Here is a 26,578-nt window from a genome sequence, read left to right on the forward strand (position 1 = left end):
CCTGGGCGCTCAGCCACGAACGATTCCGGCACGTCTGGCATCGAGCCAACCCTGCAGGATCTCCACCGCAGCCGCTTGATCGACCACCGCGCGCTGGCGCCTGCCTCGGACGCCGCGCTCCGACAGCCTACGTGCTGCCGTCACGGTGGACATCCTCTCGTCCGTCAGCACGACGGGCACCGGAGCGGCCGCCGTGGCCAGCCGGTCCGCGTACTGCCTGATCAGAGTCGCCGCCGGCCCTTCGCGGCCGGCCAGGTTGATCGGCAGGCCGACGACGAGCTCGACCGCCTCGTACTCGGCGGCGTAACCGAGAATTTCCGAAATGTCGGACGGTACGGTGTCCGGCTCGGTCTTCTGGTCGCGCGCGACGGTGGCCACTGGGCTGGCGAGGATGCCGTCCGGGTCACACACGGCCACGCCGACGCGCACCGACCCCACGTCGATGCCGAGGCGTCGTCCCCGGGTCCACTGCTCCACACGCGCACGATAACCGTTTCGCGCACTTCCGCGCGCCACCCGCGGCCCGTCCGGGGTCCGCCAAGGCAAGACTTAAGGCGGCCTTGAACCGTTGTCCCGCCGGGGTTTTCCGGCCTGTGCGCACCGCGTCACCCTCCGACACGCCGGATGCGAACCCTGTACCCCACTCGGGTGACGAGTCCGTTATTTCCGACTTGGGGAAATCGGCACGTCGCGCGGAAACGAACCGGGCGGCCCCTTCCGGGACCGCCCAGTCGAACAATCAGCGCTGCTACAGGGCCTTTTCCACCGCGGTCAGCAGGTTCGGCGCCTCGGCGGCCGGCACGCCGCCGCCCTGGGCCAGGTCGGCGTTGCCGCCGCCGCGGCCGGACAGGGCGCCCTTGACCAGGTCGCCCGCCTTGAGGCCGCGGCCCTTGCCGGCCGCGTTGACGCCCACGACCAGCGACGCCTTGCCGCCCGCGCGGGACGTCACGGCGACCACCGCCGGGCGGTCGGCCGGGATGCGGCCGCGGATCTCCTGCACCAGCGTGCGCACCTCGTTGGCCGAGGTGCCCTCCGGCGCCTCGGTGCCGACGAAGGCGACGCCGCGCACGTCGCGGGCGGCCTCGGCCAGCGCGCCCGCGCCGGCCAGGACGACCTGGGTGCGCAGCTTCTCCAGCTCGCGCTCGGCGTCGCGCAGCTGGGCGACCGTCTGCTCGACGCGGTCGGCGACCTGGTCGCCCGGCACGCGGAAGAGCTCGGCCAGCCGGGACACGAGCACGTGCTCGCGGGCCAGGTGGCTGAACGCGTCCAGGCCGACGAGGGCCTCGACGCGGCGCACGCCCGAGCCGACCGACGCCTCCGACAGGATCTTGACCAGGCCGAGCTGCGAGGAGCGCTCGACGTGGGTACCGCCGCACAGCTCGCGGGCGTAGTCGCCGACCTCGACGACGCGGACCTCGTCGCCGTACTTCTCGCCGAACAGCGCCATGGCGCCGATCTTGCGCGCCTCCTCCTGCGAGGTGACGAACGCGTGCACGAGCAGGTCGCGCAGGAGTACCTCGTTGACCTGCTGCTCCACGTCGTGCAGCACGCTCGCCGGGACCGCCGAGGGCGTGTTGAAGTCGAAGCGCAGCCGGCCCGGGGCGTTGAGCGAGCCAGCCTGGGTCGCCGACTCGCCGAGGAAGTTGCGCATCGTCTGGTGGATCAGGTGCGTCGCGGTGTGGGCGCGCGAGACCGCCCGGCGCCGGTCGACGTCGATCTCGGCGAACGCGGTCTCGCCGGGGTGGACCTCGCCGGCCACCACGCGCGCGCGGTGCACGATGAGACCGGGCAGCGGCGACTGTACGTCGAGCACCTCGACCTTGCCGCCGCCGAGCGTGATGAAGCCGGAGTCGGCAAGCTGGCCGCCGCTCTCGGCGTAGAACGGGGTCGCGTCGAGGACCAGCGAGACCTCCTCGCCCTCCCCCGCGACCTTGGCCCCGAGCAGCGAGCGGACCCGGGACTCGCGGGTGATCTCGCGGTACCCGGTGAACTCGACCGGGCCGCCCTCCTCCAGCGCGGCGCGGTACACCGACAGGTCGGCGTGGCCGGTCTTGCGCGCCTGGGCGTCGGCCTTGGCGTTGGCCTTCTGCTCGGCCATGAGCCGGCGGAAGCCGTCCTCGTCGACGCTCAGGCCCTGCTCGGCCGCGATCTCCAGGGTCAGGTCGATCGGGAAGCCGTAGGTGTCGTGCAGCTGGAAGGCCTTGTCGCCGGCCAGCAGGCGGCCGCCCGTCGCCTTGGTTTCGGTCACGGCCAGGTCGAGGATCGTGGTGCCGGCGTTGAGGGTCTGCAGGAAGCGCTCCTCCTCGCCGTACGCGTACTGCGAGATCCGGTCGTACTCCGCGGCGACCTCGGGGTAGGACGGGGCCATGCAGTCGCGGGCGATCGGCAGCAGCAGCGGCAGCGCCGGGCCCTCCTGCCAGCCGAGCAGGCGCATCGAGCGGATCGCGCGGCGCAGGATGCGGCGCAGCACGTAGCCGCGGCCCTCGTTGCTCGGGATCACGCCGTCGGAGATGACCATCAGCGCGGTGCGCACGTGGTCGGCGATGACGCGCAGGCGTACGTCGTCGGGGTGGCTCTCGGCGGCGACGTGGGACACGGCCTGGCCGTAGCGCTTCCCGGTCAGCTCGGCGGCCTTGGCCAGGATCGGCCGGACCTCGTCGATCTCGTACAGGTTGTCGACGCCCTGCAGCATCGAGGCGATGCGCTCCAGGCCCATGCCGGTGTCGATGTTCTTCTTCGGCAGGTCACCGACGATGTCGAAGGTCTCCTTCGACTTCACGTTGGCGATCTCGTGCTGCATGAAGACGAGGTTCCAGTACTCCAGGTACCGGTCCTCGTCGACCTCCGGGCCGCCGGACTTGCCGTAGGCGTCGCCGCGGTCGTAGTACAGCTCCGAGCAGGGTCCGGCCGGGCCCGGGATGCCCATCGACCAGAAGTTGTCCTTCTTGCCGCGCCGCACGATGCGGTCGGCCGGCAGGCCGGTGCGCCTCCAGATGTCGATGGCCTCGTCGTCGTCGAGGTACACGGTCGCCCAGATGCGCTCGGGGTCCAGCCCGAACCCGCCGTCCGCGACGGAGTTCGTGGACAGCTCCCAGGCCAGCTTGATGGCGCCTTCCTTGAAGTAGTCGCCGAAACTGAAGTTGCCGTTCATCTGGAAGAACGTGCCGTGCCGGCTGGTCTTGCCGACCTCTTCGATGTCGGGCGTGCGGATGCACTTCTGCACGCTCGTGGCCCGCGAGTAGGGCGGGGTGCGCTGGCCGAGGAAGAACGGCACGAACTGGACCATGCCCGCGTTGATGAACAGCAGGTTGGGGTCCGCGATCGCCGGCAGCGGGGCGGAGGGCACCACCGTGTGCCCGTTGGCCTCGAAGTGGGCCAGGAAACGTCGCTTGATCTCGGCGGTTCTCATCGGTACTGCGGGCCTTCCGGGTAAAGATCCTCGTCCAGGGGCAGGCCTTCGGCGAAGGCGGCATGGATCTCGGCCTCGCGCTCGGCCATGCCGTCGCGCACGTCGTCGACGAAGTTGCGCACTCCGGCGGCGATCCCCGTCGCGGAGTCGCGCGCCGAGGCCGCGATCCCCTGCGGGCTGAAGGCGTTCACCTTCTTGGTGACCGCCCGGACCACCAGTGCCCCGACGGCGAGTCCGATACCGAGCCACAGCAGACGCCGCATGGCTCAACCCTTCCCTTGTTGTGTTGGTTGTACCTTCGGTGCTTGCTCAGCCGCGCCGGCGCCGCTGCTTGACCTGCTCGCGGACCTCGGCCTCGTCCGCGGCGTTGCGACGGTTGGCGGCGGCCTTGCGCACGCCGTAACCGAACGCGGCGACCTTCACCAGCGGGTTGGCCGCGGCGGCACTGACCACCGTTGACAGGTTCGCAACGTTCGCGCTCACGTGCGACACGTTTTCGGTGATCGTGTCGATCCGGGCGAGCTGCATGTTGACCCCGTCGAGCGTGGTGTGCACCTGCGTCAGCGCGGTGTTCACATTGTCGATGGTGGTGTTGACCCGCTCCAGCATGGGCGTGGTCTGATTGGCGGCGTCGCGCAGGGCGCCGGTGGCCGCGTCGATTGTGTGGCGAGCTCGCAGGATCGGCACCGCGAGCACAAGCACGAGCACGAAGAATCCACCCGACGCTACGAGCGCCGCGATTCCGCCCAGGGACACGGTCACGCCGTCCTCCTTCAGCCCTCATGACTCAACCCGCATGAATGGGTGATTCCAACGGAGGAACCCTACCCTCCGTGAGGCATTGCCGCGCTTCGACCGGCGCAGTTGTGTGCGCATTCGCGCAAGGCGTTCACGGTCCCGGTGGTCCGCCGCCGCCCGGGTCATAGCTGATGCGGTTGAACACCTTGATCGTTGTCACTGCCAGTGGGCAGATCGCCGTCGGGCCCGCGCCCGGGCTGTCGCCCTCCGCGGGCGGCTCGGACGCGGGCGGCTTCGACGCCGCCGGCTTGGCCGTCGGGGTCTTCGCGCCGCCGGTCGAGGCCGGGGCCGGGCTGATGGTCGGGCGGGCGCCCTTCACGTCGCACACGGCCGCGCGGACCCACAGGTCGAGCACGTACTCGTCGCGCTGCCAGCACGTCTCGATGCCGTCGACGCCGTCGGCCTGGCAGTCCGGGATGCTCCACTCGACCCAGCCGGCGTCGCGCAGCTTGCCGACGAAGGCCCGGTTGGTCTCCTCGGGCCCGCGCGCGGACTCCCAGGTGCGCTGGCGCGACCGGCACTCGTCGATGCACCACCGGCTGCCGACGGCGCCGTCGGTCGGGTTCCGCGCGGCCCACTCGGGCAGGTCGAGGTCGTCGAGCTCGGCGAACACGGGGTCGCGCGAGAGCTCCCGGATCACGAAGAACGCGGCCGGGGCGCTGACGATGGCGAGCACGAGAAAAATGATCGTGGCGTACCGCAGCTGCCGAACCCGCTTCACCTGAGCGTGCTGGAGCAGCCCGAACGGCGCGATCTGCGTCGTGGACTCCCAGTCGAAGGCCGAGGGCGAGCTGGCCGTGCCCCGGTACGTCACCGGGTTCGTGTCGAAGCGCGCGAGATCGACGAAGGGCTTGGGCGGGGGGCCCTCGCCCTGGAACCGGCCGCCGGGGGCGCGCCCGTTGCCGAACGGGCCCGGTCCGGCGGGGCCGCCGCCACCCTGGCCCGGTCCGCGGCCGCCGTGGTTCGGGCCGCGCTGGCCCGGGCCGCGTCCGCTGCCCTGGCCACCGGGGCCGCCCTGGCCACCGGGGCCGCCCTGGCCGGGTCCACGCCCGCCTTGACCATCGCGCCCGCCCTGACCATCACGGCCGCCCTGACCATCACGGCCGCCCTGACCGTCGCGGCCACCCTGACCGTCACGGCCACCCTGACCGTCACGGCCGCCGGGGCCGCCCGGTCCACGTCGGTTGGGGGCCTCGGCGGGCATGCCGGAACGCGCGTCGGCCGTACGCGGGTCACCGCCGCGGACATCGCCGCTACGGGGGTCGCCACCACGTACGTCACCGTTGCGCGGGTCGCCTCCAGCCCGCGGATCGCCGCCGCGCACATCACCCGTGCGTGGTCCGCCACCGCGAACGTCGCCGGTACGCGGATCGCCGCCGGTCCGCTGGCTGCCTCCGCGGACATCGCCGGTTCGCGGGTCGGGGGCGCGCGGGTCGGCCGGCGGCCCGGGGTGGAAGGCGGCCGGTTCGTCGGGCTCGGCCGCGTGACGGCGACCGCCGCCGCCCGGCCCGGACGGGCGCCGCGAGTCGGGGGGTTCGGTCTCGCCGCGGCGGGGCTCGGGCAGCGCGTGCGCGGCCTTCCGCCCGGCGTTCGGCGGCTCCTGCTCGGCCTCGGGCGCGCGCCGGCGACCACCCGCCGGCGGGGCGGCCGGAGGCGCGGACCCCGACGGCGCCAGCGTGGCGGCCGCGGTGGCCTCCCAGGCCGCGGCCATCTCGCGCGCGGTGCGCCGGCCCTGCGACTTCGACTCCCGCCGCGGATCGGCCTCGTGCCCACCCCGGCCCGCCGCGGCCCGCGACTCCTCGGCCGCGTGGCTGTCCATGGTGGACTCCCGCCACGGCTCGGACGGGTTCGCCGGCCGCGAGCCGGGCGGCGACTCACGGCGCGGATCCGACGGATTGGCTGGGCGTGCGCCCGATGTCGACTCGCGGCGCGGATCCGAGGGATTGGCGGGCCGCGCACCCGACGTGGACTCGCGGCGCGGATCCGAGGGCGGCTCTCGCCACGGCTCCGACGGATTCGCCGGCCGCGCACCCGAAGTGGACTCACGGCGCGGGTCGGGCGGGGTCGCCGGACGGTTGCCGGACGTCGACTCGCGAGCCGGCCCGCGCGGCACGCGCCAGGCCTGCGTCGCGTCCGGGCTCGCCTGCGGGTTGGTCGGGGCCGGCGGCGGGTTGTCGCCGGACTCGCGCAGGACGTCCCGCGGCGGGCGCCAGGTCGGCATCGCCTCCGCGGCGGGGCCCGGCGGCGTTTCCCGCGGGGCCCGCCAGGCCTGGGTCGGCTCCGGGACGGCGGGGGCCCGCCAGGACTGCGTCGGCTCGGCCATGGGCGGCGGGCCGTCAGCGCGGGACCGGCCCCCCGGGCGACCCGGAGGCTCCGCGACCGGCGGCGGCGCATCCGAGCGCGACCGCGACGAACGCGCACCCGAACGACCGGCCGGCCCCGCGACCGGCGCGGCGGGGGGCTGGGCGTCCGGACGCGACCGCGAAGGCGGCTCGGCGACCGGCGGGTTGACGTCGCCCCGGGACTGGGGCGGCACCCCGCGCCGCGGGCTCACCCCATCGAGCACGTCGGCCGGGCCGGCGGCGCCGAACTCGTCGGCGCGGTCGTTGCCGGCGCTGCGCAGCTCGGCGAGCCAGCCCAGTTCGTCGTCGCTCGAGCCTGGATCGGCCTTGCCGCGGCCACGCCGCTTCTTGGCCTCGTCTCGACCCGAACTCACCGGTGTCGCTCCTCCATGCTGCTGCTGTTCGACTCCGGAGCGTCACCCGCCCCGGAGCCCCCGGAAGCTCCGGCCCCCCGCACGATACGCCGCAGTTTCGGCAATCGTTCCGCCACCGCGCGCTCGGCGCCATGGCCCGTCGGGCGGTAGTACTCCCGGTCGCGAATCCCCTCCGGGGCGTACTCCTGCTGGACCACGCCGCGCGGGTCGTCGTGAGGGTATTTGTACCCCTGCCCGTGCCCGACCCGACTCGCACCCTTGTAGTGCGAATCGCGTAAATGCGCGGGAACTGTACCGCCGTGTCCGGAGCGCACGTCGGCCATGGCCGCCCCGATGGCGGCGACGACCGCGTTGGACTTCGGCGCCAGCGCGAGATGGATCACCGCCTGGGCCAGGACGATCTGGACCTCGGGCAATCCGACGTACTCCACGGCGTGCGCGGCCGCGGTCGCGATCGGCAGCGCGGTCGGGTCGGCCATGCCGATGTCCTCACTGGCCGAGATCACCATGCGCCGGGCGATGAACCGGGCGTCCTCGCCCGCGGTGATCATGCGGGCCAGGTAGTGCAGGGCCGCGTCGACGTCGGAGCCGCGGATGCTCTTGATGAAGGCACTCACCACGTCGTAGTGCTCGTCGCCGTCGCGGTCGTAGCGCAGCGCGGCCACGTCGACGGCCTTCTCGGCGGTCGGGAGGTCAACGGTGGCCAGGCCCTGCGCGAGCGCCGCCCCCGCGGCCGCCTCGAGGGCCGTGAGCGCCTTACGGACGTCACCGCGCGCCAGCCGTACCAGATGAGCCTCCGCGTCGTCGTCGAGCGTGACGGCGCCGTCCAGCCCGCGGGCGTCGGTGACCGCGCGCCGCAGGAGGGTGCGCACGTCGTCGTCGGTGAGCGGCTGGAGGGTCAGCAGCACGCAGCGGGACAGCAGCGGGGAGATGACGGAGAAGTACGGGTTCTCGGTGGTGGCCGCGAGCAGCGTCACGGTGCGGTCCTCGACCGCGGCCAGCAGCGAGTCCTGCTGGGTCTTGCTGAAGCGGTGCACCTCGTCGATGAACAGCACGGTGGGCGGGCCGCCGCGGCGACGCTCTTTGCGGGCGGTGTCGATGACCGCGCGCACGTCCTTGACGCCGGCCGAGAGCGCGGAGAGCGCGATGAAGCGCCGGTCGGTGGCGCCGGCGACGAGGTGGGCGATGGTGGTCTTGCCGGAGCCGGGCGGCCCCCAGAGGATCACCGACATCGGCGAGGCGCCGCCGACGAGCTGGCGCAGCGGCGCGCCGGGGGCCAGCAGGTGCTGCTGGCCGACGAGCTCGTCCAGGCCGGCCGGGCGCATCCGGACCGCGAGCGGCGCGTCGGCCGCCACGTCGGTGAAACCGCCGGTGACGGCCTGGTCCCCACCGGGGGAGACCGGACCGTCACCGGATGACGCAACCTCAAACAAGCCGTCCACGGCCCCAGACCCTACAGTCCGGGGCTCAATTCGAGCGCTCGACCGGGACCTTCACGTCGGCGGACGCCGGGGCCGGGACCTTGGGCTTGGCGTCGATGCCGGCCTCGGCCCGCTGCTCGGTCGTGATCGGGGTCGGCGCGCCGGTCAGCGGGTCGAAGCCGCCGCCGGTCTTCGGGAACGCGATGACCTCGCGGATCGAGTCGGCGCCGGCGAGCAGCATGCAGATGCGGTCCCAGCCGAAGGCGATGCCGGCGTGCGGCGGCGGGCCGTACTTGAACGCCTCGAGCAGGAAGCCGAACTTGTCCGCGGCGTCGTCGGCGGAGATGCCGAGGATGTCGAACACGCGCCGCTGCACGTCGCCGCGGTGGATACGGACCGAGCCGCCGCCGATCTCGTTGCCGTTGCAGACGATGTCGTACGCGTACGCCAGGGCCTCCCCCGGCGCCTCCTCGAACCGGTCGATCCACTCGCGGTTCGGCGAGGTGAACGGGTGGTGCACCGCGGTCCAGCCCTTGGCGCCGCCGCCGGTGCCGCCGGCCTCGGGGTCGGTGGGCTCGAACATCGGCGCGTCGACGATCCAGCAGAACGCCCAGGCGCTCTCGTCCACCAGCTTGGCCCGCTTGGCGATCTCGATGCGGGCGGCGCCGAGCAGCTCCTGCGCCTCGCGCCGCTCGGTGGAGGCGGCGAAGAACACCGCGTCGCCGGGCTTGGCCCCGACGAAGTCGGCCAGACCCGCCAGGTGCGACTCGGACAGGTTCTTGGCCACCGGGCCGCGGGCCTCGCCCGTCGAGGCGTCGAGGACCACGTAGGCCAGGCCCTTGGCGCCGCGCGCCTTGGCCCAGTCCTGCCAGCCGTCGAGCTCCTTGCGGGTCTGCGCGGCGCCGCCGGGCATCACGACCGCGCCGACGTAGCCGCCCGCGTCGATCGCGCCGGCGAAGACGCGGAACTCGGTGCCGCGCAGGTACTCCGTCAGCTCCGTCAGCTCCACCGAGTACCGCAGGTCGGGCTTGTCGGAGCCGTACCGCGCCATGGCGTCGTGCCAGGTCAGGCGCGGGATGTCGCCGGCGATCTCGTGCCCGGCCAGGTCGGACCACAGCGACCGGACGATCGACTCGCCGAGCCCGATGATGTCTTCCTGGGTCACGAAGGACATCTCGATGTCGAGCTGGGTGAACTCCGGCTGGCGGTCGGCCCGGAAGCCCTCGTCGCGGTAGCAGCGGGCGATCTGGTAGTACCGCTCGAGCCCGCCGACCATGAGCAGCTGCTTGAACAGCTGCGGCGACTGGGGCAGCGCATACCAGGTGCCGGGCTGGAGCCGGACCGGCACCAGGAAGTCGCGGGCGCCCTCCGGCGTCGAACGGGTCAGCGTCGGCGTCTCGACCTCGACGAAGTCGCGGTCGGCGAGCAGGTTGCGCGCGATCTGGTTGGCCCGGCTGCGCAGCTTCATGGCCTTGTGCGGGCCGGAGCGGCGCAGGTCGAGGTAGCGGTACCGGTAGCGGACGTCGTCGCTGGCCGCCTCCGTGTCGTCGATCGGCAGCGGCAGCGGCGCGGCCTCCGAGAGCACCTCGAGCGCGGTGGCGACGACCTCGACCGCGCCGGTGGGCAGGTCGGGGTTCTCGTTGCCCTCGGGCCGGGCGCGCACCTCGCCGGTGACGAGAACGCAGTACTCGTTGCGCAGCGCGTGCGCGGCCTGCATCTCCTCGCGGAAGACCACCTGGACGACGCCCGAGGCGTCGCGCAGGTCGACGAAGATGACCCCGCCGTGGTCGCGGCGGCGGGCCACCCAGCCGGCCAGCGTCACGGTCGTTCCGGCGTCGGCGCCACGCAGGGTGCCGGACTCATGGGATCGGATCACAGGGTCTCCTTCGGCGAACTACGCAAGACGGCCCATTCTTTCACTGCAGCCGCGGCGCCATGTCCTCGGCCGGGGGGTTCCACTCCCCGCTCACGGCCGGGACCTGCTCGCCGGAGCGGATGTCCTTGACCTGGTCGCCGCCCTCGGCCCACGCGCTGGCCGGGAACCACACGAACGGGATCCCCCGCCGCTCGGCGTGGCGGATCTGCTTGCCCAGCTTCGCGGGGACGGGCGCGACCTCGGTGGCGATGCCCCGGGCGCGCAGGTCGGCGGCGATGCGGTTGCTTGTCGCCCGCTCCTCCTCGCTCCACAGCGCGACGAGCACCGCGGTCGGGGTCGGCCGGCTGACGGCCAGCTCGCCGGCGTCGAAGAGCAGGCCGAGCAGCCGCGAAACGCCGATCGAGATGCCGACGCCGGGGAAGACGTCCTTGCCCGCACTGGCGAGGTTGTCGTACCGGCCGCCGGAGCAGATCGAGCCGTACTGCTCGTAGCCGACCAGCTCGGTCTCGTACACGGTGCCGGTGTAGTAGTCGAGCCCTCGGGCGATCTTCAGGGTGGCCTCGACCAGCCCCGGGCTGTGCTCCCGGGCGGTCTCCACGACCGCGGCGAGCTCGGCGATGCCCTCGTCGAGCAGCGGGTGCTCGACGCCGAGGGCGCGCACGGCGTCGGCGAAGGAGGCGTCCCCGGCGCGGATCCCGGCCAGCGCGAGGCAGGCCTGGGCCTGGACCGCGGTGCCGCCGGCCTTCTCGATCAGCTCGGCGACGGCGTTCGGCCCGATCTTGTCCAGTTTGTCGACTATCCTGAGGATTTCCTCGGGTTCGTCGAGGCCGAGGCCACGGTAGAAGCCCTCGCAGAGCTTGCGGTTGTTCACCATGATCTTCACCGGGGGAATCGGCAGCGAGCGCAGCGCGTCGCCGATCACCAGCGGGATCTCGGCCTCATAGTGGGGCGGGAGGGTGTCCCGGTCGACGATGTCGATGTCGGCCTGCAGGAACTCGCGGTAGCGGCCGGCCTGCGGCTTCTCGCCCCGCCACACCTTCTGGATCTGGTACCGCCGGAAGGGGAACTGCAGCTTTCCGGCATTTTCAAGCACATAACGGGCGAACGGAACGGTCAGATCGAAGTGCAACCCCAGGGCCAGCTCCTCGTCGCCCTCCGCGGCTTGCAGGCGCCGCAGGGTGTACACCTCCTTCGAGGTTTCGCCCTTGCGCAGCAGCTGGTCGAGCGGCTCGACCGCCCGGGTCTCCAGCGACGCGAATCCGTAGAGCTCGAAGGTCCGGCGCAGCCGGTCGAGCACCTGCTGCTCGGCGACGCGCTGGGCGGGGAGCCACTCCGGGAAGCCGGACAGCGGCATGGGTCGGGTCATGGTCTACCAGCCTTTACGGGGCGCCTCGAGCGCCTCACGGAGATACGGGTTGCGGGCCCGCTCGCGCCCGATCGTGGTCTCGGGGCCGTGCCCGGGCAGCACTACGGTCTCGTCGGGCAGCGTCAGCACCTTGTCGCGGAGGCTGGCCATCATCTGGTCCAGGCTGCCGCCGGGCAGGTCGGTGCGGCCGATCGAGTCGCGGAACAGCACGTCGCCCGAGAAGCAGAGCGCGGCGTCGCCGTCGGCCCCCCGGAACATCACCGAGCCGCGGGTGTGGCCGGGCGCGTGGTCGACCGTCAGCTCCAGCCCGGCGATCTTGAGCACCAGGCCGTCCTCCAGCGGGGCCACGTCCTCGGGCTCGGTCCACGTCAGCCGGCCGCCGAACAGCGCGGTCAGGTCGGTGCTGAGGCCCTTGGCCGGGTCGGCGAGCATCTCGGCGTCGTCGGGGTGGATGTACGCGGTGATCCCGCGCGCACCGCAGACCGGCGTCACGGAGAACGTATGGTCGAGGTGACCATGGGTGAGCAGGACCGCGGCGGGCTGGAGGCGATGCTGGGCCAGCACCTCGTCCAGCCGGTCCGTCACCCCGATGCCCGGGTCGATGACCACGCACTGCTCGCCCGGCCCGGGGGCCACCACGAAGCAGTTGGTCCCGAACGCCTCGGCGGGGAACCCGGCGACCAGCACGGCGGCGCTCCTCCCTGTCGATGTCCTGCCAACAACCAGGTAGACCCTATCCGGAGGTCAGGCACAGCGAACCGTGACCGGGCGGCGACCCGCATTCCGGGTTCTACCCGTACACTCTGGCGGGCGTGTGACGTGGCACCCAAATGTATTTTCCTGGAGGGGAGCGCAGGTGGCTTCCAGTAAGAGCCGGCAGCGTGCTTTGGCGCGGGCGAAGACCGAGCGGCAGATTGCCCGGAGGGCGGCCGCGGCGCGGCGCCGCCGCCAGTGGCAGGCGGGCATCGGCACGGCCGTGGTCCTCGCGTTGCTGGTCGTGGTCGTGATCTGGAAGACCGGGGGCTTCTCCCCCGCTCCGGCCGCGGCCGAGGAATGCGCCTACACCTCGGTCGACCAGGCCACCGGCATCACGGACGTCGGCAAGCCGCCCACGCGCGATGTGGTGAAGAACGGCGTCGAGACGATGTCGATCTCCCTCGGCCAGGGCACGGTGACGGTCAAGCTCGACCCGAGCAAGGCGCCGTGCACGGTGAACAGCTTCCGGTACCTGGCGGGCAAGAAGTTCTTCGACAACACCACCTGCCACCGGCTCGGGGACACCTTCCTGCAGTGCGGCGACCCGTCCGGCACCGGCAGCGGCGGCCCGGCGTACCGCTTCCCGGACGAGAACCTGCCGACCCCGGCCGCCCCGTCGGCCGACCCGAGCGCGTCCGCGGACCCCTCGGCCGCCCCGAGCAGCACCGCGCTGTACCCGGCAGGCACCATCGCGATGGCCAACTCCGGCGCGAACACCAACAGCAGCCAGTTCTTCCTGGTGTTCAAGGACCAGCAGTTCCCGCCGAACTACACCATCTTCGGCACCATCACGGGCGGCCTCGACGTACTGCAGAAGATCGGCGCGGCCGGCAACGACGGCTCCAGCCAGGCCGGCGGCGGCAAGCCCAACCAGGAGGTGAAGATCAGCTCGCTGACCGTCACCGACCAGGCGCCGGGCGAGCCCGAGCCCGCCCCCTCGACGAGCGGATCGGCCCCCGCCACCTCGGCCACCCCCTCGGCCGCCGCCTCCAGCAACTCCTGAGTCGTGAAGTCCACCCCATCCCTGTTGAGCAAGGAGTACCAACCGTGACCACCAACCGGGACCGTCAGCGCGCTGCCGCGCGTGCACGGCTGGAGCGGGAGATGGCCGTACGCGCCGAGCAGTCCCGGCTCCGGCGCCGTAGGAACACGACGATCGCCGCCGGGGCGGGCGCCCTGATCGTGGTGCTCGCCGCGGCGTGGGTGGTCATCGCGCTCACCAGCGACGGCGACAAGAAGGACCAGGCCTCGGCGAGCCCGTCGGGCTCGGCCACGCCGACCAACTGCGTGTGGCAGCCGCTGGTCGACCCCAGCGCGAGCGCCTCGCCCGACCCGGAGCTGGCGAAGAACACCAAGGACGTGGGCAAGCCCCCGACCTCGGGCGAGCCGCGCACGGGCACCCAGACGATGACCCTGGACACGAGCGTGGGCGCGATCAAGATCGAGGTCGACACCGCGCACGCGCCCTGCACCGCGGAAAGTTTCACGTACCTGGCCAGCAAGAAGTTCTTCGACAACACCATCTGCCACCGTCTGGTGCTGCAGAGCATCTACGTGCTGCAGTGCGGCGACCCGTTCGGCACCGGCTACGGCGGCCCCTCCTACCGCTACGCCGAGGAGAACCTGCCGACCGGCAAGCGCCCGGCGTACGGCGAGGGCGTCGTCGCGATGGCGAACAACGGCCAGCCCGCGTCGACCGGCAGCCAGTTCTTCATCGTGTACAAGGACATCACTCAGCTGGACGCGAACTACACGGTAATCGGCAAGGTGACCGAGGGCCTGGACCTCGTGAAGAAGGTCGCGGAGGCCGGCGTCGTGCCGGACCCGTCGGCCCCGGCCGCGGACCCGTCGGCGGGCCCGAGCGAGGGCAAGCCGAAGACCGAGGTGCGCATCAAGTCGCTGACCATGAGCGAGGCCAAGCAGTAACCGGTTCGTAGCACGTCACGAGGGCCGCCCACCGGCAACGGTGAGCGGCCCTCGGCCCGTTATCGGCGCAGACCGTCCACGAACGACGCGGCCTCCGGACCGCCGAGGTATTCACGCGCCAGCGCGGAGGCCTCATCGAGATGGCCTCCGGACGCCGGCGCGAACGCGGCGCGCCGTGGACCGATCAAGCCGCGGCGGATCAGGCTTCCCCCAGCCGATCGCGACCATTACGGCGACCACGCTCGCGGCGATCGCCCCGCGCACCGAGCCGGCAGCGTAGCCGAACAGGGCGCTGGGCCGGGTCGCGTACCGTCCGCCGCACCTCGGCGTCGTCGCCCCGCCGCCCAGGCCGCGCTGGGCCTCGATGAAGTACGCGGCGGCGACCAGGAGTAGTACCGCCGACCACAGCCGCCACGGCCACCACCAGGCCGCGACGGAGACCATGCGACCCACTGTGCCAAGCGGGTCAAGAGCACAGTGGGTCGGGTCAGGCGCCCGACGTCACCCGATAGGCGTCGTACACGCCGTCGATGCGGCGCACCGCGGCCAGCAAGTGGTTCAGGTGCTTCGGGTCGGCCATCTCGAAGCTGAAGCGGCTGATGGCCACGCGGTCGCGGGTCGTTGTCACGGTGGCCGAGAGGATGTTCACCTTCTCGTCCGACAGGACGCGCGTCACGTCGGCCAGGAGCTTGTGGCGGTCGAGGGCCTCCACCTGGATGGCGACCAGGAACGTCGAGGCGCTCGTGGGCTTCCAGCTGACCTCGAGCACGCGCTCCGGCTGCTCCTTCAGGTCGCCCGCGTTGGCGCAGTCGTCGCGGTGGACCGAGACGCCGCCGGAGCGGGTGACGAAGCCGAAGACGGCGTCGCCCGGCACCGGGGTGCAGCAGCGGGCCAGTTTGATCCAGACGTCGTCGACGCCCAGGACCTCGACGCCGGGGTCGGTCGCCGCCGTGCGCGCGCGGGCCGGCCGGGTCGGGATGGCGGTCTCGGCGATGTCCTCGACCGCGCCCTCCTCGCCGCCGTAGCCCTGCACGAGGCGCTGCACGACGGACTGGGCCGAGGACTGCCCGTCGCCGACGGCGGCGTAGAGGGCGGCCACGTCGGACAGGTGCAGCTCGCGGGCGATCGTCATCAGCGACTCGGACGTGAGCAGGCGCTGCAGCGGCAGGCCCTGCTTGCGCATGGCCTTGACGATCGCCTCCTTGCCGGCCTCGATCGCCTCCTCGCGGCGCTCCTTGTTGAAGTACTGCCGGATCTTGGTGCGGGCCCGCGGGCTCTTGACGAAGCCCAGCCAGTCCTGCGTCGGCCCGGCGGTCTCCGACTTCGAGGTGAAGATCTCGATGACGTCGCCGTTGGACAGCGTGCTCTCCAGCGGCACGAGCTTGCCGTTGACCCGGGCGCCGATGCACTTGTGCCCGACCTCGGTGTGCACGGCGTAGGCGAAGTCCACGGGCGTCGAGCCGGTGGGCAGCGCGATCACGTCGCCCTTCGGCGTGAAGACGTACACCTCCTGGCTCGAGAGATCGAAGCGGAGCGCGTCGAGGAACTCGCTCGGGTCGCTCGCCTCGCGCTGCCAGTCCAGCAGCTGCCGCAGCCACGTCATCTCGTCGATGTGCGCGGGCGGGCCGGCGATCGTGGCGTTCTTCGTCTCCTTGTAGCGCCAGTGCGCCGCGATGCCGTACTCCGCGGTGCGGTGCATCGCGTAGGTGCGGATCTGCAGCTCGACGGGCTTGCCGGTGGGTCCGATGACCGTCGTGTGCAGCGACTGGTACATGTTGAACTTCGGCATGGCGATGTAGTCCTTGAACCGGCCCGGGACGGGCTGCCAGTTCGCGTGGATCACGCCGAGGGCCGCGTAGCAGTCGCGCACGGTGTCGACCAGGATGCGCACGCCGACCAGGTCGTAGATGTCGCCGAAGTCGCGGCCGCGGACGATCATCTTCTGGTAGACGGAGTACAGGTGCTTCGGCCGCCCGGTCACCTCGGACTTGATCTTGGCGGCCTTGAGGTCGTTGGCGACCTTCTGGGTCACGGAGCGCAGCAGCGAGTCGCGCTGCGGGGTGTGCTCGGCGATGAGCCGGCTGATCTCGTCGAAGCGCTTGGGGAACAGCGTGCGGAACGCCAGGTCCTCGAGCTCCCACTTGATCGTATTCATGCCCAGGCGGTGCGCGAGCGGGGCCAGGATCTCCAGCGTCTCCTTGGCCTTCTGCTCCTGCTTGGGCCGGGGCAGGAAGGTCAGGGTGCGCATGTTGTGCAGCCGGTCGGCCAGCTTGATGACCAGCACCCGCGGGTCCTTGGCCATCGCGACGACCATCTTGCGGATCGTCTCGGCCTTCGCCGCGTCGCCGAGCTTGACCTTGTCGAGCTTGGTGACGCCGTCGACGAGCAGCGTGACCTCGCCGCCGAAGTCGACCTGCATGCGCTCGATGGTGTACTCGGTGTCCTCGATCGTGTCGTGCAGCAGGGCGGCGACCAGCGTGGTGGTGTCCATGCCCAGGTCGGCGAGGATGGTGGCCACGGCGAGCGGGTGCGTGATGTAGGGGTCGCCGGACTTGCGGTACTGCCCCTTGTGGAAGTGCTCCGCCATGTCGTAGGCGCGCTGGAGCAGCCGCACGTCGGCCTTCGGGTGACTGGCCTTGTGCTGGGCGATCAGCGGCTCGAGCACCTCGCTGACCGACGGGCTCTGCCAGGGCGCGTTGAAGCGGGCCAGGCGGGCGCGCACGCGGCGGCCCGTCGGCGCGGCCCCGACGAACCCGGCGACGGCGCCCGTGACCCCGCCGGCGGCGTCGGTCAGGTCTTCGGTGTCCTCGCCCAGGATCTCCTCGGGCGTGCGGCGGGGCGCCTGCTGATCCGAGGCGCGCCGCTGGGGCGCGCCGGGCGGCGTCGGGAACTGCAGCACCACGCCGCCCGCCTCCGCCGTCTCCGGCGAGGCCGACTCCCGGGCGTCCTGCGGTTCATCCTGCACGTGGTCGACCGTACCCTCAATGGGGGGTGCGATGTCGCCGCTCACCGGCCGCTCCTCATCGCCGACAACGATCCGAACGGCAAGCTTACCCGCCCCCACCGACATTTCTCGTCAGCGAAAAGGCCCGGTTACCCGCCCTCAGACGGTCAAGAGGGCATGAACCGGACGGCCGGCCAGATTCTGCCGCCCCGCCAGCCCCGACAGCTCCAGCAGGACGCTGAAGCCGCTGATCGTGCCGCCCGCCCGCTCGACGAGCGAGAGCGTGGCCGCCGCGGTGCCGCCGGTGGCGAGCACGTCGTCGACGACGAGCACCCGCTCCCCCGCCACGAACGCGTCGGCGTGCACCTCCAGGGTCGCCTCGCCGTACTCCAGGGCGTAGGTCGCCGAGACGGTGGCGCGGGGGAGCTTGCCGGCCTTGCGAACGGGTACGACACCCTTGCCCGTCGCGTAGGCGACCGCGGCGGCGATCACGAACCCGCGCGCCTCGATGCCGGCCACGACGTCGAAGCTCTCCGCGCCGTGCTCGGCGATGACCGCGTCGATGGCGGCCGCGAACGCCGGGCCGTCGGCGAACAGCGGCATGAGGTCCTTGAACAGGATCCCCGGCTTCGGGAAGTCCGGCACGTCGAGGACCTTGCTCGCGACCAGCTCGGCGATCTCCACGGGGCTCCTTCGGGGGAAACGGCAACGGGCGCCGCGAATGATCGCGACGCCCGTTGATTCTCCACCCAATCCGGATCGGCCGCGCTTCGCGGTGGGCCGATCCGGATCGGGGCCCGCATTGCATACCGATCGGCTACCGCCGGCCGCCGCCCCCACCGGGACGGCCGCCCGCACGCGGGCGCTTGCCCGGTCCGGGCCGCGCCGCCGGGCGGGCGCCGGGCCGCGGGGCCGCGCCCGCGAGCTCGGAGCGCTCGGCCGCCTTCGCCGGGCCGCCGATCGGCACCCCGTCGCTGTCGCGGGCCGGGTTCGCGGCGCGGGTCGCCGCCTCCTTGGCCTGCGAGGCGCGCTTGGCCTTGACGCGGTTGGCGTGCTGCTGCAGGCGCGGCTCGCGGCTCTTGAGCTCGGCCAGCACCGGGGTGGCGAAGAAGATCGACGAGTACACCGCGACACCCATGCCGATGAAGAGCACGAGGCCGAGGTCCTTCAGCGTGCCGGCGCCCAGCAGGCCGGCGCCGATGAAGAGCAGGCCGCCGACCGGCAGCAGCGCCACCAGGCCCGTGTTGATCGAGCGCATCAGGGTCTGGTTGACCGCGAGGTTGGCCGCCTCCTCGTACGTCGAGGTGCTGGAGCCGGTGATGCCGCGGGTGTTCTCCTGCACCTTGTCGAACACCACGACGACGTCGTAGAGCGCGAAACCGAGGATCGTCAGGAAGCCGATGACCGTGGACGGGGTGACCTCGAAGCCGACCAGCGAGTACACGCCGCCGGTGAGGATCAGGTCCAGCAGCAGCGAGGCGATCGCGGCGACGGCCATCCGCCACTCGAATCGCGCGACGAGGTAGACCAGCACCGCGGCAAGGAAGATCGCGAGGCTCAGCGCCGCCTTGTTGGTGACCTGGCCGCCCCACGACGTGCTCACCGCGCTGTCGGAGATCTGCGACGCGTCGATGCCGAACTGCTTGGCGACCGTGTCCTTGATCGCGGTCTGCTTCTCGGCGTCGGTGATGAGCTCGGTCTTGATGATGTACTGGCTGTTGCCGACGGTCTGGCCCGTCTTGACCGCGACGCCGGCATCCCCGAACGCCTTCTCGACGTCGGCGAGGGTGCCGACCTTCGCCGGCACGTTGTACTGGTTTCCGCCCTGGAACTCGATGCCGAGCGTGAAGCCGCGGATGAACATGCTCGCGATCGCGATGAGCATCGCGATGCCGGCGACGGTGAACCACAGCTTGCGGCGGCCGACGATGTTGACGCCGGCCTCACCGCGGTAGAGCCGGGCTGCGATGCCACTGGCGCTCATCGTCAGGCCTCCTTCGGGCGGTTACGACGGGTGGTGGGCGCCGCGTCGCTGGTGGTCGGGTGCTGGTTGAGCACACGCCCGAGGCCGCTGACCCGGGGCGACAAGAACGCCTTCTGGCGGGCGAAGAGCGTCATGATCGGATGGCGGAAGAGGAACACGACCACGAGGTCGAGGATCGTCGCCACGCCCAGGGCGAACGCGAAGCCCTTCACCGAGCCGATCGAGACGAAGTACAGGATCCCCGCGGCCAGCAGCGTGATCGTGTTGGCCGAGATGATCGTGCGGCGGGCCCGGACCCAGGCGCGCGGCACCGCGCTGCGTGGGCTCCGGCCGTCGCGGATCTCGTCCTTGAGCCGTTCGAAGTAGATGACGAACGAGTCGGCCGCCACACCGAGCGAGACGATGAACCCGGCGAAGCCGGCGAGGCTCAGGGTGAAGCCGATCCAGCGGCCCAGGATGATCAGCGACATGAAGACCAGCACGCCGGAGAGCACCAGGCTGAGCATGATGACGCCGCCGAGCAGCCGGTAGTAGAAGAACGAGTAGAGCACGACCAGCAGCAGGCCGATGCCGGCGGCGAGCAGGCCGGCCTCCAGGTGCGAGCTGCCCAGGGTGGCGGAGATGCTCTGCGCGTCCTGCGAGGTGAACGACAGCGGCAGGGCGCCGTACTGCAGCTGGCTGGCGAGCAGCTGGGCCTCGGTCTTCGTGAAGCTGCCGCTGATCTCGGCGTCGCCCGGGATGACGTTCTGGATCGTCGGCGCCGACACGACCTCGTTGTCGAGCACCACGGCGACCTGCTTGCTGTCCTGGCCGTTGTTGTAGGCCACGCGGGTCAGGTCGGTCCAGCGGTTCTGCCCGTCGCTGTGGAAGGACAGGTTGACCGTCCACTGGCCGTTCTGCGAGTTGATGCCCGAGTTGGCGCTGGAGACGTCGGTGCCGAGGACCTTGGCCACGTCGAGCTGGTACTTGGCGCCCGGCCCGCACGCGACGGCCTGCTCGTCGGCCTTGCTGATCGAGCCGACCGGCCGGTGGTTGAGCTTGTCGCAGTTGACGTAGGGGATGTTGTACTGCATCGACGCCGGCAGCACCGCGACCTCGGCGGGGCTCAGGTCCTTGAACTTCGCGTAGGCCTGGGCCTTGGCCGGGTCCTTGGAGAAGTCCAGCGGGGCCTGCTCGGCCAGGGCCGCGGCCCAGACGTCCGCACCCAGCTTCTTCTGCACCGCGGCGCGCTGCGTGGCGATGTCCGGCGCGAGGGACTCCGACGCGGAGGGAGCCGCGGCGGCGGGCGCCGAGCCCGAGGCCGTCGGCGCTGCGCTCGTGGCGGCCGGCGTCGCGGTCGCCGAGGCGTTGGCCGTCGGCGTCGCCGAAGCGCCCGTGGAGGCCGGCGCCGAGGCCGGCGCGGACGCCGAGGCCGACGCCGAGGAGGAGGTCGCGCCGGTGTCGGCGGTCGAGCCCAGCACCATGCGGAACCGCAGCTCCGCGGTCTGCCCGATCTGCTTGAGCCGGTCGTCACTCTTGCCCGGCAGGGAGACGACGATGTTGTTGCTGCCCTCGACCACGACCTCGGCCTCGGCGACGCCCAGGCCGTTGACCCGCTGGTCGATGATGCGGCGGGCGGTCTCCATCTGATCCTGCGTGGGCGGCTTGTTGCCCTCCAGGTTCTGGGCCTGCAGCGTGACCGTGGTCCCGCCGATCAGATCAAGGCCGAGTTTCGGCTCGAGCCGGTCCCGCCAGCCACCCTTGCCACCGAACCATACGATGGCGGCCAGGATGACGAAGATGGCGGCAAGCACGGCGAGCTGGCGGCTCGGGCGCATCGGTGCCTGAGGTTGTGCCACGGCTGTCGGGTCTCCCTACACGACGCCGGCGGAGGTCGCGCGGCGTGAATGTTTCACTTGGCGGGGCGGCGTGGTCGAGCTTTCAGTCGTCCGTGCTCGGCGCGGACTCCTCCTCGGCGGCGGGCTCTTCTTCGACCGCCGCCTTCCTGTTCACCTTGCCGATTGCGGCCCGGGCGTACTTGGCGGTGACTCCCGGCGCGATCTCGAGCATGACGGTGTCGCTGTCCACCTCGGTCACGATGCCGTAGAGGCCGCCGACCGTCACCACCTCGTCGCCGAGGCCCATCGCGGACTGCATGCTCTCGACCTCGCGCCGGCGCTTCTGCTGCGGGCGGATCATGAGGAAGTACACGAAGGCGGCGAAGGCGACAACGACAAGAAGCGGGAGTGCCGAGCTGCCGCCCGAGCTCTCCGCGGCGTAATACACGATTGGTGGCCTTCCCATTCGAGGTAACTGACGTCCGCGCAGCGGATCGCGGCGAGTCTAGTCGGTGTGGCGGAAAGCACGATGACCGGCGTCCGTCACGTTCTAATCACAAACTGAATAGATCGGGCGTTTGTGACAAGCCGTCCTTGGAATTTCCGCCACCGACGGTACCAGCGGGAGCTGGAATTCCGAGATGCTGCCATGCGCTCGCCGTGGCGATGCGACCACGGGGCGTGCGGGCCATGAGTCCCGTACGCAGCAGGAAGGGCTCGCAGACCTCTTCCACGGTGTCGGGTTGCTCACCGACGGCCACGGCCAGGGTGGACAGGCCCACCGGCCCGCCGCCGTGGCGCAGCAGGGCCGCGAGCACCGCCCGGTCGAGCCGGTCGAGGCCCAGCTCATCGACGTCGTACACCCGCAGCGCCGCCCGGGCCGCGGTGAGGTCCACGATGCCGTCCGCCCGCACCTCGGCATAGTCGCGGACCCGCCGGAGAAGGCGGTTGGCGATGCGGGGGGTACCGCGGGAACGCCGCCCGATCTCGACCGCCCCGTCCTCGGTGATCGGTACGTCGAGAATGCGGGCCGAGCGCGTGATGATCTGCTCGAGCTCGTCCGGGTCGTAGAAGTCCAGCTGGCCGACGAAGCCGAAGCGGTCCCGCATCGGGCCGGTGAGCAGTCCGCTGCGGGTTGTCGCGCCGACCAGCGTGAACGGCTCGACGTCGAGCGGGATCGCGGTCGCGCCCGGGCCCTTGCCGACCACGACGTCGACGCGGAAGTCCTCCATCGCGCTGTACAGCAGCTCCTCCGCCGGTCGCGCGATGCGGTGGATCTCGTCGATGAACAGCACGTCGCCGTGGGACAGGCTGGTCAGCACGGCGGCGAGGTCGCCGGCCCGCTCGATGGCCGGCCCGCTGGTCATCCGCAGCCCGGCGCCGAGCTCGGCGGCGACGATCATGGCCAGGGTGGTCTTGCCCAGCCCCGGCGGGCCGGAGAGCAGGATGTGGTCGGGCGGGCTGCCGCGGCGCAGGGCGCTCTGCAGCAGCAGGTCGAGCTGCTCGCGCACCCGGTGCTGGCCGATCAGCTCCACGAGGCGCTTGGGCCGGACGCTCTGGTCGGCCGCGATGTCCTCGTCCGAGGCGAACGAGCTGACGAGCGGATCGGTCATCGAATGGTGCCCAGCATCCGGATCGCCTGCTTGAGCAGCACCGGCACGGGCGGGGCGGTCTGCCCGTCAAGCTGCTCGGCGACCGCGGCCACGGCCTGGTCGGCCTGCTTCTCGTTCCAGCCGAGCCCGACGAGGGCCTGGCGGACCTGCTCGGGCCACACCGCGCCGCCGGCGAGGAGCGTGGCGTTCCCGGCGCCCGGCAGCGCGCCGATCTTGTCCCGCAGCTCCAGCACCAGCCGTTCGGCGCCCTTCTTGCCGATGCCCGGCACCTGCGTGAGGGTCGAGGTGTCGGCGGACGCGACCGCGCGGCGCACGACCTCCGGGGTGTGCACGGCCAGCACCGCCTGGGCCAGCCGCGGCCCGACCCCGGTGGCGGTCTGCAGCAGCTCGAACAGCTGCTTGGCCTCGTCGTCGGCGAAGCCGTACAGGGTCAGCGAGTCCTCGCGCACGACAAGCGAGGTCGCCAGCCGGGCCTCCTGGCCGACCCGCAGCTCGGCCAGGGTGTGCGGGGAGCACTGCACGGCCAGCCCGACCCCGCCGACCTCGATCACCGCGCCGTCGGGCGACACCGCCGCCACCTTGCCGCGAACGCTCGCGATCACCGCGTCCTCCTCAACGCCGCGCTGATGCGCTCGCGCGCACCACCTCGCCACACATGACAGATGGCCAAGGCTAAGGCGTCGGCGGCGTCGGCCGGGCGAGGCGCGACCTCGAGCCGCAGCAGCCGGGTCACCATCGCGGTCACCTGCGCCTTGTCGGCCTGGCCGTTGCCGCTGACGGCGGCCTTGACCTCGCTCGGGGTGTACAGCTGCACGGGCAGCCCGGCGCGCGCCGCGGCGAGGATCGCCACCGCGCCGGCCTGGGCCGTGCCCATGACCGTGCGCACGTTGTGCTGGGAGAACACCCGCTCCACGGCGATGCTCTCGGGCTTGTGCTCGGCGACGAGCTCGGTGAGGCGCCGGTCGAGGTTGAGCAGGCGCAGCGCGAGGTCCAGGTCCGGATCGCTGCGGACGACCTCGTAGTGCACCAGCCGGCACGGGCGGCCGGGCGAGCCCTCGACCACCCCGACGCCGCACCGGGTCAGGCCCGGGTCGACCCCCAGCACGCGCACGGTCACTTTTTCACACCCACCTCATACGTGTGTTCGACACCCTATCGGACGATCGCCGCGCGCCGATCGCGCGACACACACACCGAGTGCGGTGAAGGTATGTGGGCCTCCCCCATGGGACGGCGGCGCTCAGCCTCGTACGTTTCCCGCCATGACGACGGAGCATGTGGTCGCCCTGGACCTGCGGGGGCGCACCGCGATGGTCACGGGGGCCGGCAGCGGCATCGGCCGCGCGGTCGCCATGCGCCTGGCCGCGGCGGGAGCGAAGGTCGTGGCGGTGGACCGTGCCTTCCAGACCCAGGACGATGTCGTACCCGTACTGGCCGACCTCTCCGACGCCGACGCCATCGACCGGCTGCTGCGCGACCACGCCGACGTCGACGTGCTGGTCAACAACGCCGGGCTGCAGCACGTGGCCGCGCTCGAGGAGTTCCCGCCGGAGCGCTTCGCGTACATCCAGGCCGTCATGGTCGAGGCGCCCTTCCGCCTGGTGAGGGGGGTCCTGCCGCACATGTACGCCGGCAACTGGGGCCGGATCGTCAACATCTCCTCCGTGCACGGGCTGCGCGCGTCGCCGTTCAAGGCCGCGTACGTCACCGCCAAGCACGCCCTGGAAGGACTGTCGAAGACCGTCGCGCTGGAGGGCGCGCCCCACGGCGTGACCGCGAACTGCATCAACCCGGCGTACGTGCGCACCCCGCTCGTCGAGGGCCAGATCACCGACCAGGCCCGCACCCACGACATCCCCGAGTCCGAGGTCGTCGAGAAGATCATGCTGACCAGCGCGGCGATCAAGCGGCTCATCGAGCCGGCCGAGGTCGCGGAGCTGGTCGCCTACCTGTGCACGGACGTCGCCGGGTTCATCACCGGCACTTCGCTGTCGATCGACGGCGGCTGGACCGCACACTAGGCACGTGACGATGCTGGAGTACCTCGAGCTGCTGGCCCGCGAGGCCGCCGCCGTCGAATTCGAGGGCCCGCTCGTCGCCGCCCGGGGCGCCGGGCTGCCCCCGGAGCACCTCGCCGAGCTGGAGCAGGCCAAGGTCGTGGCGCTGCGGGTGCGGGCCCTGCTCGAGCGCCGCCGGCGCCGCGAGGAGGAGCTGTCCGGGCTCTTCGACACCGCCAGCGACCTCGCCGGCCTGCGCGACGTCGACGCGGTGCTGGCCGCGATCGTGCACCGGGCGCGGACGCTGCTCGGGGCCGACGTGGCCTACATGACCCTCAACGACGAGGCGCGCGGGGACACGTACATGCGCGTCACCGACGGCTCGATCTCGGCCCGCTTCCAGGCGCTGCGGCTGCCGATGGGGGCCGGGCTCGGCGGGCTGGTGGCCCAGACCGGCAGCCCGTACGTCACCGCCGACTACCCCCGCGACGCCCGCTTCCGCCACACCGGCGACATCGACGCCGGCGTGAGCGAGGAGGGCCTGGTCGCGATCCTGGGCGTGCCGCTGCGGCTCGGGGCGCGGATCATCGGCGTGCTGTACGCCGCGAACCGCTCCGCCCGCCCGTTCGCGCGCGAGGAGGTGTCGCTGCTCGTCTCGCTCGCGGCCAACGCGGCCGTCGCGATCGACACCGCCCGCCTGCTGGGCGAGACGCAGGAGGCGCTCGCCGAGCTCTCCGCCGCGAACGGGGTCATCCGCGCGCACAGCGACTCCGTCGAGCGCGCGGCCGCCGCCCACGACCGCATGACCGCCCTGGTCCTGCGCGGCGCCGGGGTCGAGGACGTGGCCGCGGTGGTGGTCGAGGTCCTGGGCGGCTCCCTGCTCGTGCTGGACGCCGAGGGCCGCAACCTGGCCCTGGTCGGCGTGCTGACCCGGCCCGAGCCGGCCGCGATCGCCGAGGCCCTGGCCGCCTCCCGCACCGAGGGCCGCAGCGTGCGCCGCGGCGAGCTGTGGGTCGCCGCGGTGGTGGCGGGCGCGGAGAACCTCGGCGCCCTCGTGCTGCGTCCGGACAGCCCCCTGGTCGACGCGGACCAGCGCATCCTGGAGCGGGCCGCCGTCGTCACCGCGTTGCTGCAGCTCTTCCGGCGTACCGTCGCGGAGGCCGAGGGCCGCGTGCGCGGCGAGTTGCTGGACGACGTCATCACCCGCCCCGTGCGCGACGCCGACGCGCTGCGCACCCGGGCCAAGCGCCTCGGCGTCGACCTCGACGCCCCGAACGTCGTGGTCGCCATCGGCGCGGACGCCCTCACGGGCGGCTCGATCCGCCAGCGCGCGGTGTCCTGGGCCCAGACGTACGCCCACAGCCGCGCCGGCCTGGCCGCCGCGCGCGACGGCCACGTGGTCCTGCTGCTGCCCGGCGACGCCCCGGGCGACGCGGCGCGAGCGGTCGCCCGCGACCTGGGCAAGCTGCTGGCCCGCCCGATCACGGCGGGCTCCGGCGGCCCGTCGACGCGTCCGGAGGCGATCGCCGCGGCGTACCGTGACGCCGACCGCTGCGTGACGGCGCTGACCGCCCTGGGCCGCACGGGCACCGGCGCGAGCACCGCCGAGCTCGGCTTCGTCGGGCTGCTGCTGGGCTCGGCCCCGGACGGCCGCGACCGGGACGTGCAGTCCTTCCTGGCCGCGACGATCGGCCCGGTGGTGGACTACGACGTCCGCCGGGGCACCGCGCTGGTCAAGACGCTGGAGGCGTACTTCGGCGTGGGCGGCAGCCTGGCCCGCGCGGCGGAGCTCCTGCACGTCCACGTGAACACGGTGACGCAGCGCCTGGAGCGGATCGCGCAGCTGCTCGGCCCGGACTGGCAGAAGCCGGAGCGGGCCCTGGAGGTCCAGCTGGCGCTGCGCCTGCACCGCCTGCAGACCTCATGAGCAACGGCCCGGCCCGCTGGTTCAGCGG

At 72.2% G+C, this 26,578-nt stretch carries 22 protein-coding genes; 4 read left to right on the plus strand and 18 right to left on the minus strand.

Annotated elements, in window-relative coordinates; all coding sequences use genetic code 11:
- Positions 1 to 9: 9 nt before the first annotated feature.
- The 9 genes from ruvX to ACPPVO_RS48980 form a co-directional block, all read right to left on the minus strand.
- A complete protein-coding gene (gene ruvX, locus ACPPVO_RS48940; RefSeq protein ID WP_360375653.1) occupies positions 10 to 477 on the minus strand; it encodes a Holliday junction resolvase RuvX in 468 nt (155 codons plus the stop codon).
- A gap of 271 nt (positions 478 to 748) precedes the next feature.
- Positions 749 to 3,409 (minus strand): alanine--tRNA ligase, encoded by a 2,661-nt coding sequence (gene alaS, locus ACPPVO_RS48945; RefSeq protein ID WP_426505914.1) that lies wholly within the window; start codon positions 3,407 to 3,409, stop codon positions 749 to 751.
- Positions 3,406 to 3,672: a hypothetical protein gene (locus ACPPVO_RS48950; protein WP_426505915.1), complete on the minus strand. Its 267-nt coding sequence runs from the start codon at positions 3,670 to 3,672 to the stop codon at positions 3,406 to 3,408. The genes alaS and ACPPVO_RS48950 overlap by 4 nt, the downstream gene beginning before the upstream one ends.
- A 46-nt stretch (positions 3,673 to 3,718) precedes the next feature.
- Positions 3,719 to 4,165 (minus strand): DUF948 domain-containing protein, encoded by a 447-nt coding sequence (locus tag ACPPVO_RS48955; RefSeq protein ID WP_426514830.1) that lies wholly within the window; start codon positions 4,163 to 4,165, stop codon positions 3,719 to 3,721.
- 133 nt (positions 4,166 to 4,298) lie between these two features.
- Positions 4,299 to 6,923: a hypothetical protein gene (locus ACPPVO_RS48960; RefSeq protein ID WP_426505916.1), complete on the minus strand. Its 2,625-nt coding sequence runs from the start codon at positions 6,921 to 6,923 to the stop codon at positions 4,299 to 4,301.
- Positions 6,920 to 8,365, minus strand: coding sequence for a replication-associated recombination protein A (locus ACPPVO_RS48965; protein ID WP_426505918.1), 1,446 nt, complete (start codon positions 8,363 to 8,365; stop codon positions 6,920 to 6,922). The genes ACPPVO_RS48960 and ACPPVO_RS48965 overlap by 4 nt, the downstream gene beginning before the upstream one ends.
- Before the next feature lie 25 nt (positions 8,366 to 8,390).
- Positions 8,391 to 10,220 carry an aspartate--tRNA ligase gene (gene aspS, locus ACPPVO_RS48970; protein ID WP_426505920.1) on the minus strand — a complete coding sequence of 610 codons (1,830 nt, stop codon included), beginning with the start codon at positions 10,218 to 10,220 and terminating at the stop codon, positions 8,391 to 8,393.
- Between the two features lie 40 nt (positions 10,221 to 10,260).
- Positions 10,261 to 11,586 (minus strand): histidine--tRNA ligase, encoded by a 1,326-nt coding sequence (hisS, locus tag ACPPVO_RS48975; protein WP_426505922.1) that lies wholly within the window; start codon positions 11,584 to 11,586, stop codon positions 10,261 to 10,263.
- Between the two features lie 3 nt (positions 11,587 to 11,589).
- Positions 11,590 to 12,273 (minus strand): MBL fold metallo-hydrolase, encoded by a 684-nt coding sequence (locus tag ACPPVO_RS48980; RefSeq protein WP_426505924.1) that lies wholly within the window; start codon positions 12,271 to 12,273, stop codon positions 11,590 to 11,592.
- Positions 12,274 to 12,442: 169 nt separating this feature from the next.
- Here ACPPVO_RS48980 and ACPPVO_RS48985 point away from each other — a divergent pair, with 169 nt between their 5' ends.
- Positions 12,443 to 13,345, plus strand: a complete 903-nt coding sequence (locus ACPPVO_RS48985) for a peptidylprolyl isomerase (protein WP_426505926.1) — start codon at positions 12,443 to 12,445, stop codon at positions 13,343 to 13,345.
- Positions 13,346 to 13,389: 44 nt separating this feature from the next.
- Positions 13,390 to 14,268 (plus strand): peptidylprolyl isomerase, encoded by an 879-nt coding sequence (locus ACPPVO_RS48990; RefSeq protein WP_426505928.1) that lies wholly within the window; start codon positions 13,390 to 13,392, stop codon positions 14,266 to 14,268.
- A gap of 132 nt (positions 14,269 to 14,400) precedes the next feature.
- On the opposite strand, the gene ACPPVO_RS48995 is transcribed toward ACPPVO_RS48990, so the two are convergent.
- From ACPPVO_RS48995 to ruvC, 9 genes are all read right to left on the minus strand, one after another.
- Positions 14,401 to 14,712 (minus strand): hypothetical protein, encoded by a 312-nt coding sequence (locus ACPPVO_RS48995; protein WP_426505930.1) that lies wholly within the window; start codon positions 14,710 to 14,712, stop codon positions 14,401 to 14,403.
- 43 nt (positions 14,713 to 14,755) lie between these two features.
- The gene (locus ACPPVO_RS49000; RefSeq protein WP_426505931.1) at positions 14,756 to 17,338 is read right to left on the minus strand and encodes a RelA/SpoT family protein; all 2,583 of its coding nucleotides are present in this window, start codon (positions 17,336 to 17,338) and stop codon (positions 14,756 to 14,758) included.
- 33 nt (positions 17,339 to 17,371) lie between these two features.
- Positions 17,372 to 17,938: an adenine phosphoribosyltransferase gene (locus ACPPVO_RS49005; RefSeq protein WP_426514831.1), complete on the minus strand. Its 567-nt coding sequence runs from the start codon at positions 17,936 to 17,938 to the stop codon at positions 17,372 to 17,374.
- 91 nt (positions 17,939 to 18,029) lie between these two features.
- Positions 18,030 to 19,196, minus strand: coding sequence for a protein translocase subunit SecF (secF, locus tag ACPPVO_RS49010; protein WP_426505933.1), 1,167 nt, complete (start codon positions 19,194 to 19,196; stop codon positions 18,030 to 18,032).
- A gap of 2 nt (positions 19,197 to 19,198) precedes the next feature.
- Positions 19,199 to 21,034 (minus strand): protein translocase subunit SecD, encoded by a 1,836-nt coding sequence (gene secD, locus ACPPVO_RS49015; protein ID WP_426505934.1) that lies wholly within the window; start codon positions 21,032 to 21,034, stop codon positions 19,199 to 19,201.
- Between the two features lie 82 nt (positions 21,035 to 21,116).
- Positions 21,117 to 21,479, minus strand: coding sequence for a preprotein translocase subunit YajC (gene yajC / locus ACPPVO_RS49020; RefSeq protein WP_426505935.1), 363 nt, complete (start codon positions 21,477 to 21,479; stop codon positions 21,117 to 21,119).
- A gap of 88 nt (positions 21,480 to 21,567) precedes the next feature.
- Positions 21,568 to 22,626, minus strand: coding sequence for a Holliday junction branch migration DNA helicase RuvB (ruvB, locus tag ACPPVO_RS49025; protein ID WP_426505937.1), 1,059 nt, complete (start codon positions 22,624 to 22,626; stop codon positions 21,568 to 21,570).
- Positions 22,623 to 23,228, minus strand: a complete 606-nt coding sequence (ruvA, locus tag ACPPVO_RS49030; protein ID WP_426505939.1) for a Holliday junction branch migration protein RuvA — start codon at positions 23,226 to 23,228, stop codon at positions 22,623 to 22,625. The genes ruvB and ruvA overlap by 4 nt, the downstream gene beginning before the upstream one ends.
- Entirely contained in the window at positions 23,225 to 23,737 is a 513-nt protein-coding gene (gene ruvC, locus ACPPVO_RS49035; protein WP_426514832.1) for a crossover junction endodeoxyribonuclease RuvC, read from the minus strand. Before ruvC ends, ruvA begins: the two co-directional genes overlap by 4 nt.
- A gap of 151 nt (positions 23,738 to 23,888) precedes the next feature.
- Here ruvC and ACPPVO_RS49040 point away from each other — a divergent pair, with 151 nt between their 5' ends.
- A complete protein-coding gene (locus ACPPVO_RS49040) occupies positions 23,889 to 24,647 on the plus strand; it encodes a 3-hydroxybutyrate dehydrogenase (protein ID WP_426505941.1) in 759 nt (252 codons plus the stop codon).
- A 10-nt stretch (positions 24,648 to 24,657) separates the two neighbouring features.
- The gene (locus tag ACPPVO_RS49045; protein WP_426514833.1) at positions 24,658 to 26,550 is read left to right on the plus strand and encodes a helix-turn-helix domain-containing protein; all 1,893 of its coding nucleotides are present in this window, start codon (positions 24,658 to 24,660) and stop codon (positions 26,548 to 26,550) included.
- Positions 26,551 to 26,578 lie beyond the last annotated feature (28 nt).

This window comes from Dactylosporangium sp. McL0621 (assembly GCF_049995355.1).
Taxonomy (GTDB): Bacteria; Actinomycetota; Actinomycetes; order Mycobacteriales; family Micromonosporaceae; genus Dactylosporangium.

What these genes read in the sequence shown, in the direction of transcription:
- alaS (WP_426505914.1), bottom strand. Translation starts at nt 3,409, where the DNA reads ATGAGAACCGCCGAGATCAAGCGACGTTTCCTGGCCCACTTCGAGGCC.
- ACPPVO_RS48950 (WP_426505915.1), bottom strand. Translation starts at nt 3,672, where the DNA reads ATGCGGCGTCTGCTGTGGCTCGGTATCGGACTCGCCGTCGGGGCACTG.
- hisS (WP_426505922.1), bottom strand. Translation starts at nt 11,586, where the DNA reads ATGACCCGACCCATGCCGCTGTCCGGCTTCCCGGAGTGGCTCCCCGCC.
- ACPPVO_RS48995 (WP_426505930.1), bottom strand. Translation starts at nt 14,712, where the DNA reads ATGGTCTCCGTCGCGGCCTGGTGGTGGCCGTGGCGGCTGTGGTCGGCG.
- ACPPVO_RS49000 (WP_426505931.1), bottom strand. Translation starts at nt 17,338, where the DNA reads ATGTCGGTGGGGGCGGGTAAGCTTGCCGTTCGGATCGTTGTCGGCGAT.
- secF (WP_426505933.1), bottom strand. Translation starts at nt 19,196, where the DNA reads ATGAGCGCCAGTGGCATCGCAGCCCGGCTCTACCGCGGTGAGGCCGGC.
- yajC (WP_426505935.1), bottom strand. Translation starts at nt 21,479, where the DNA reads ATGGGAAGGCCACCAATCGTGTATTACGCCGCGGAGAGCTCGGGCGGC.
- ruvB (WP_426505937.1), bottom strand. Translation starts at nt 22,626, where the DNA reads ATGACCGATCCGCTCGTCAGCTCGTTCGCCTCGGACGAGGACATCGCG.
- ACPPVO_RS49040 (WP_426505941.1), top strand. Translation starts at nt 23,889, where the DNA reads ATGACGACGGAGCATGTGGTCGCCCTGGACCTGCGGGGGCGCACCGCG.
- ACPPVO_RS49045 (WP_426514833.1), top strand. Translation starts at nt 24,658, where the DNA reads ATGCTGGAGTACCTCGAGCTGCTGGCCCGCGAGGCCGCCGCCGTCGAA.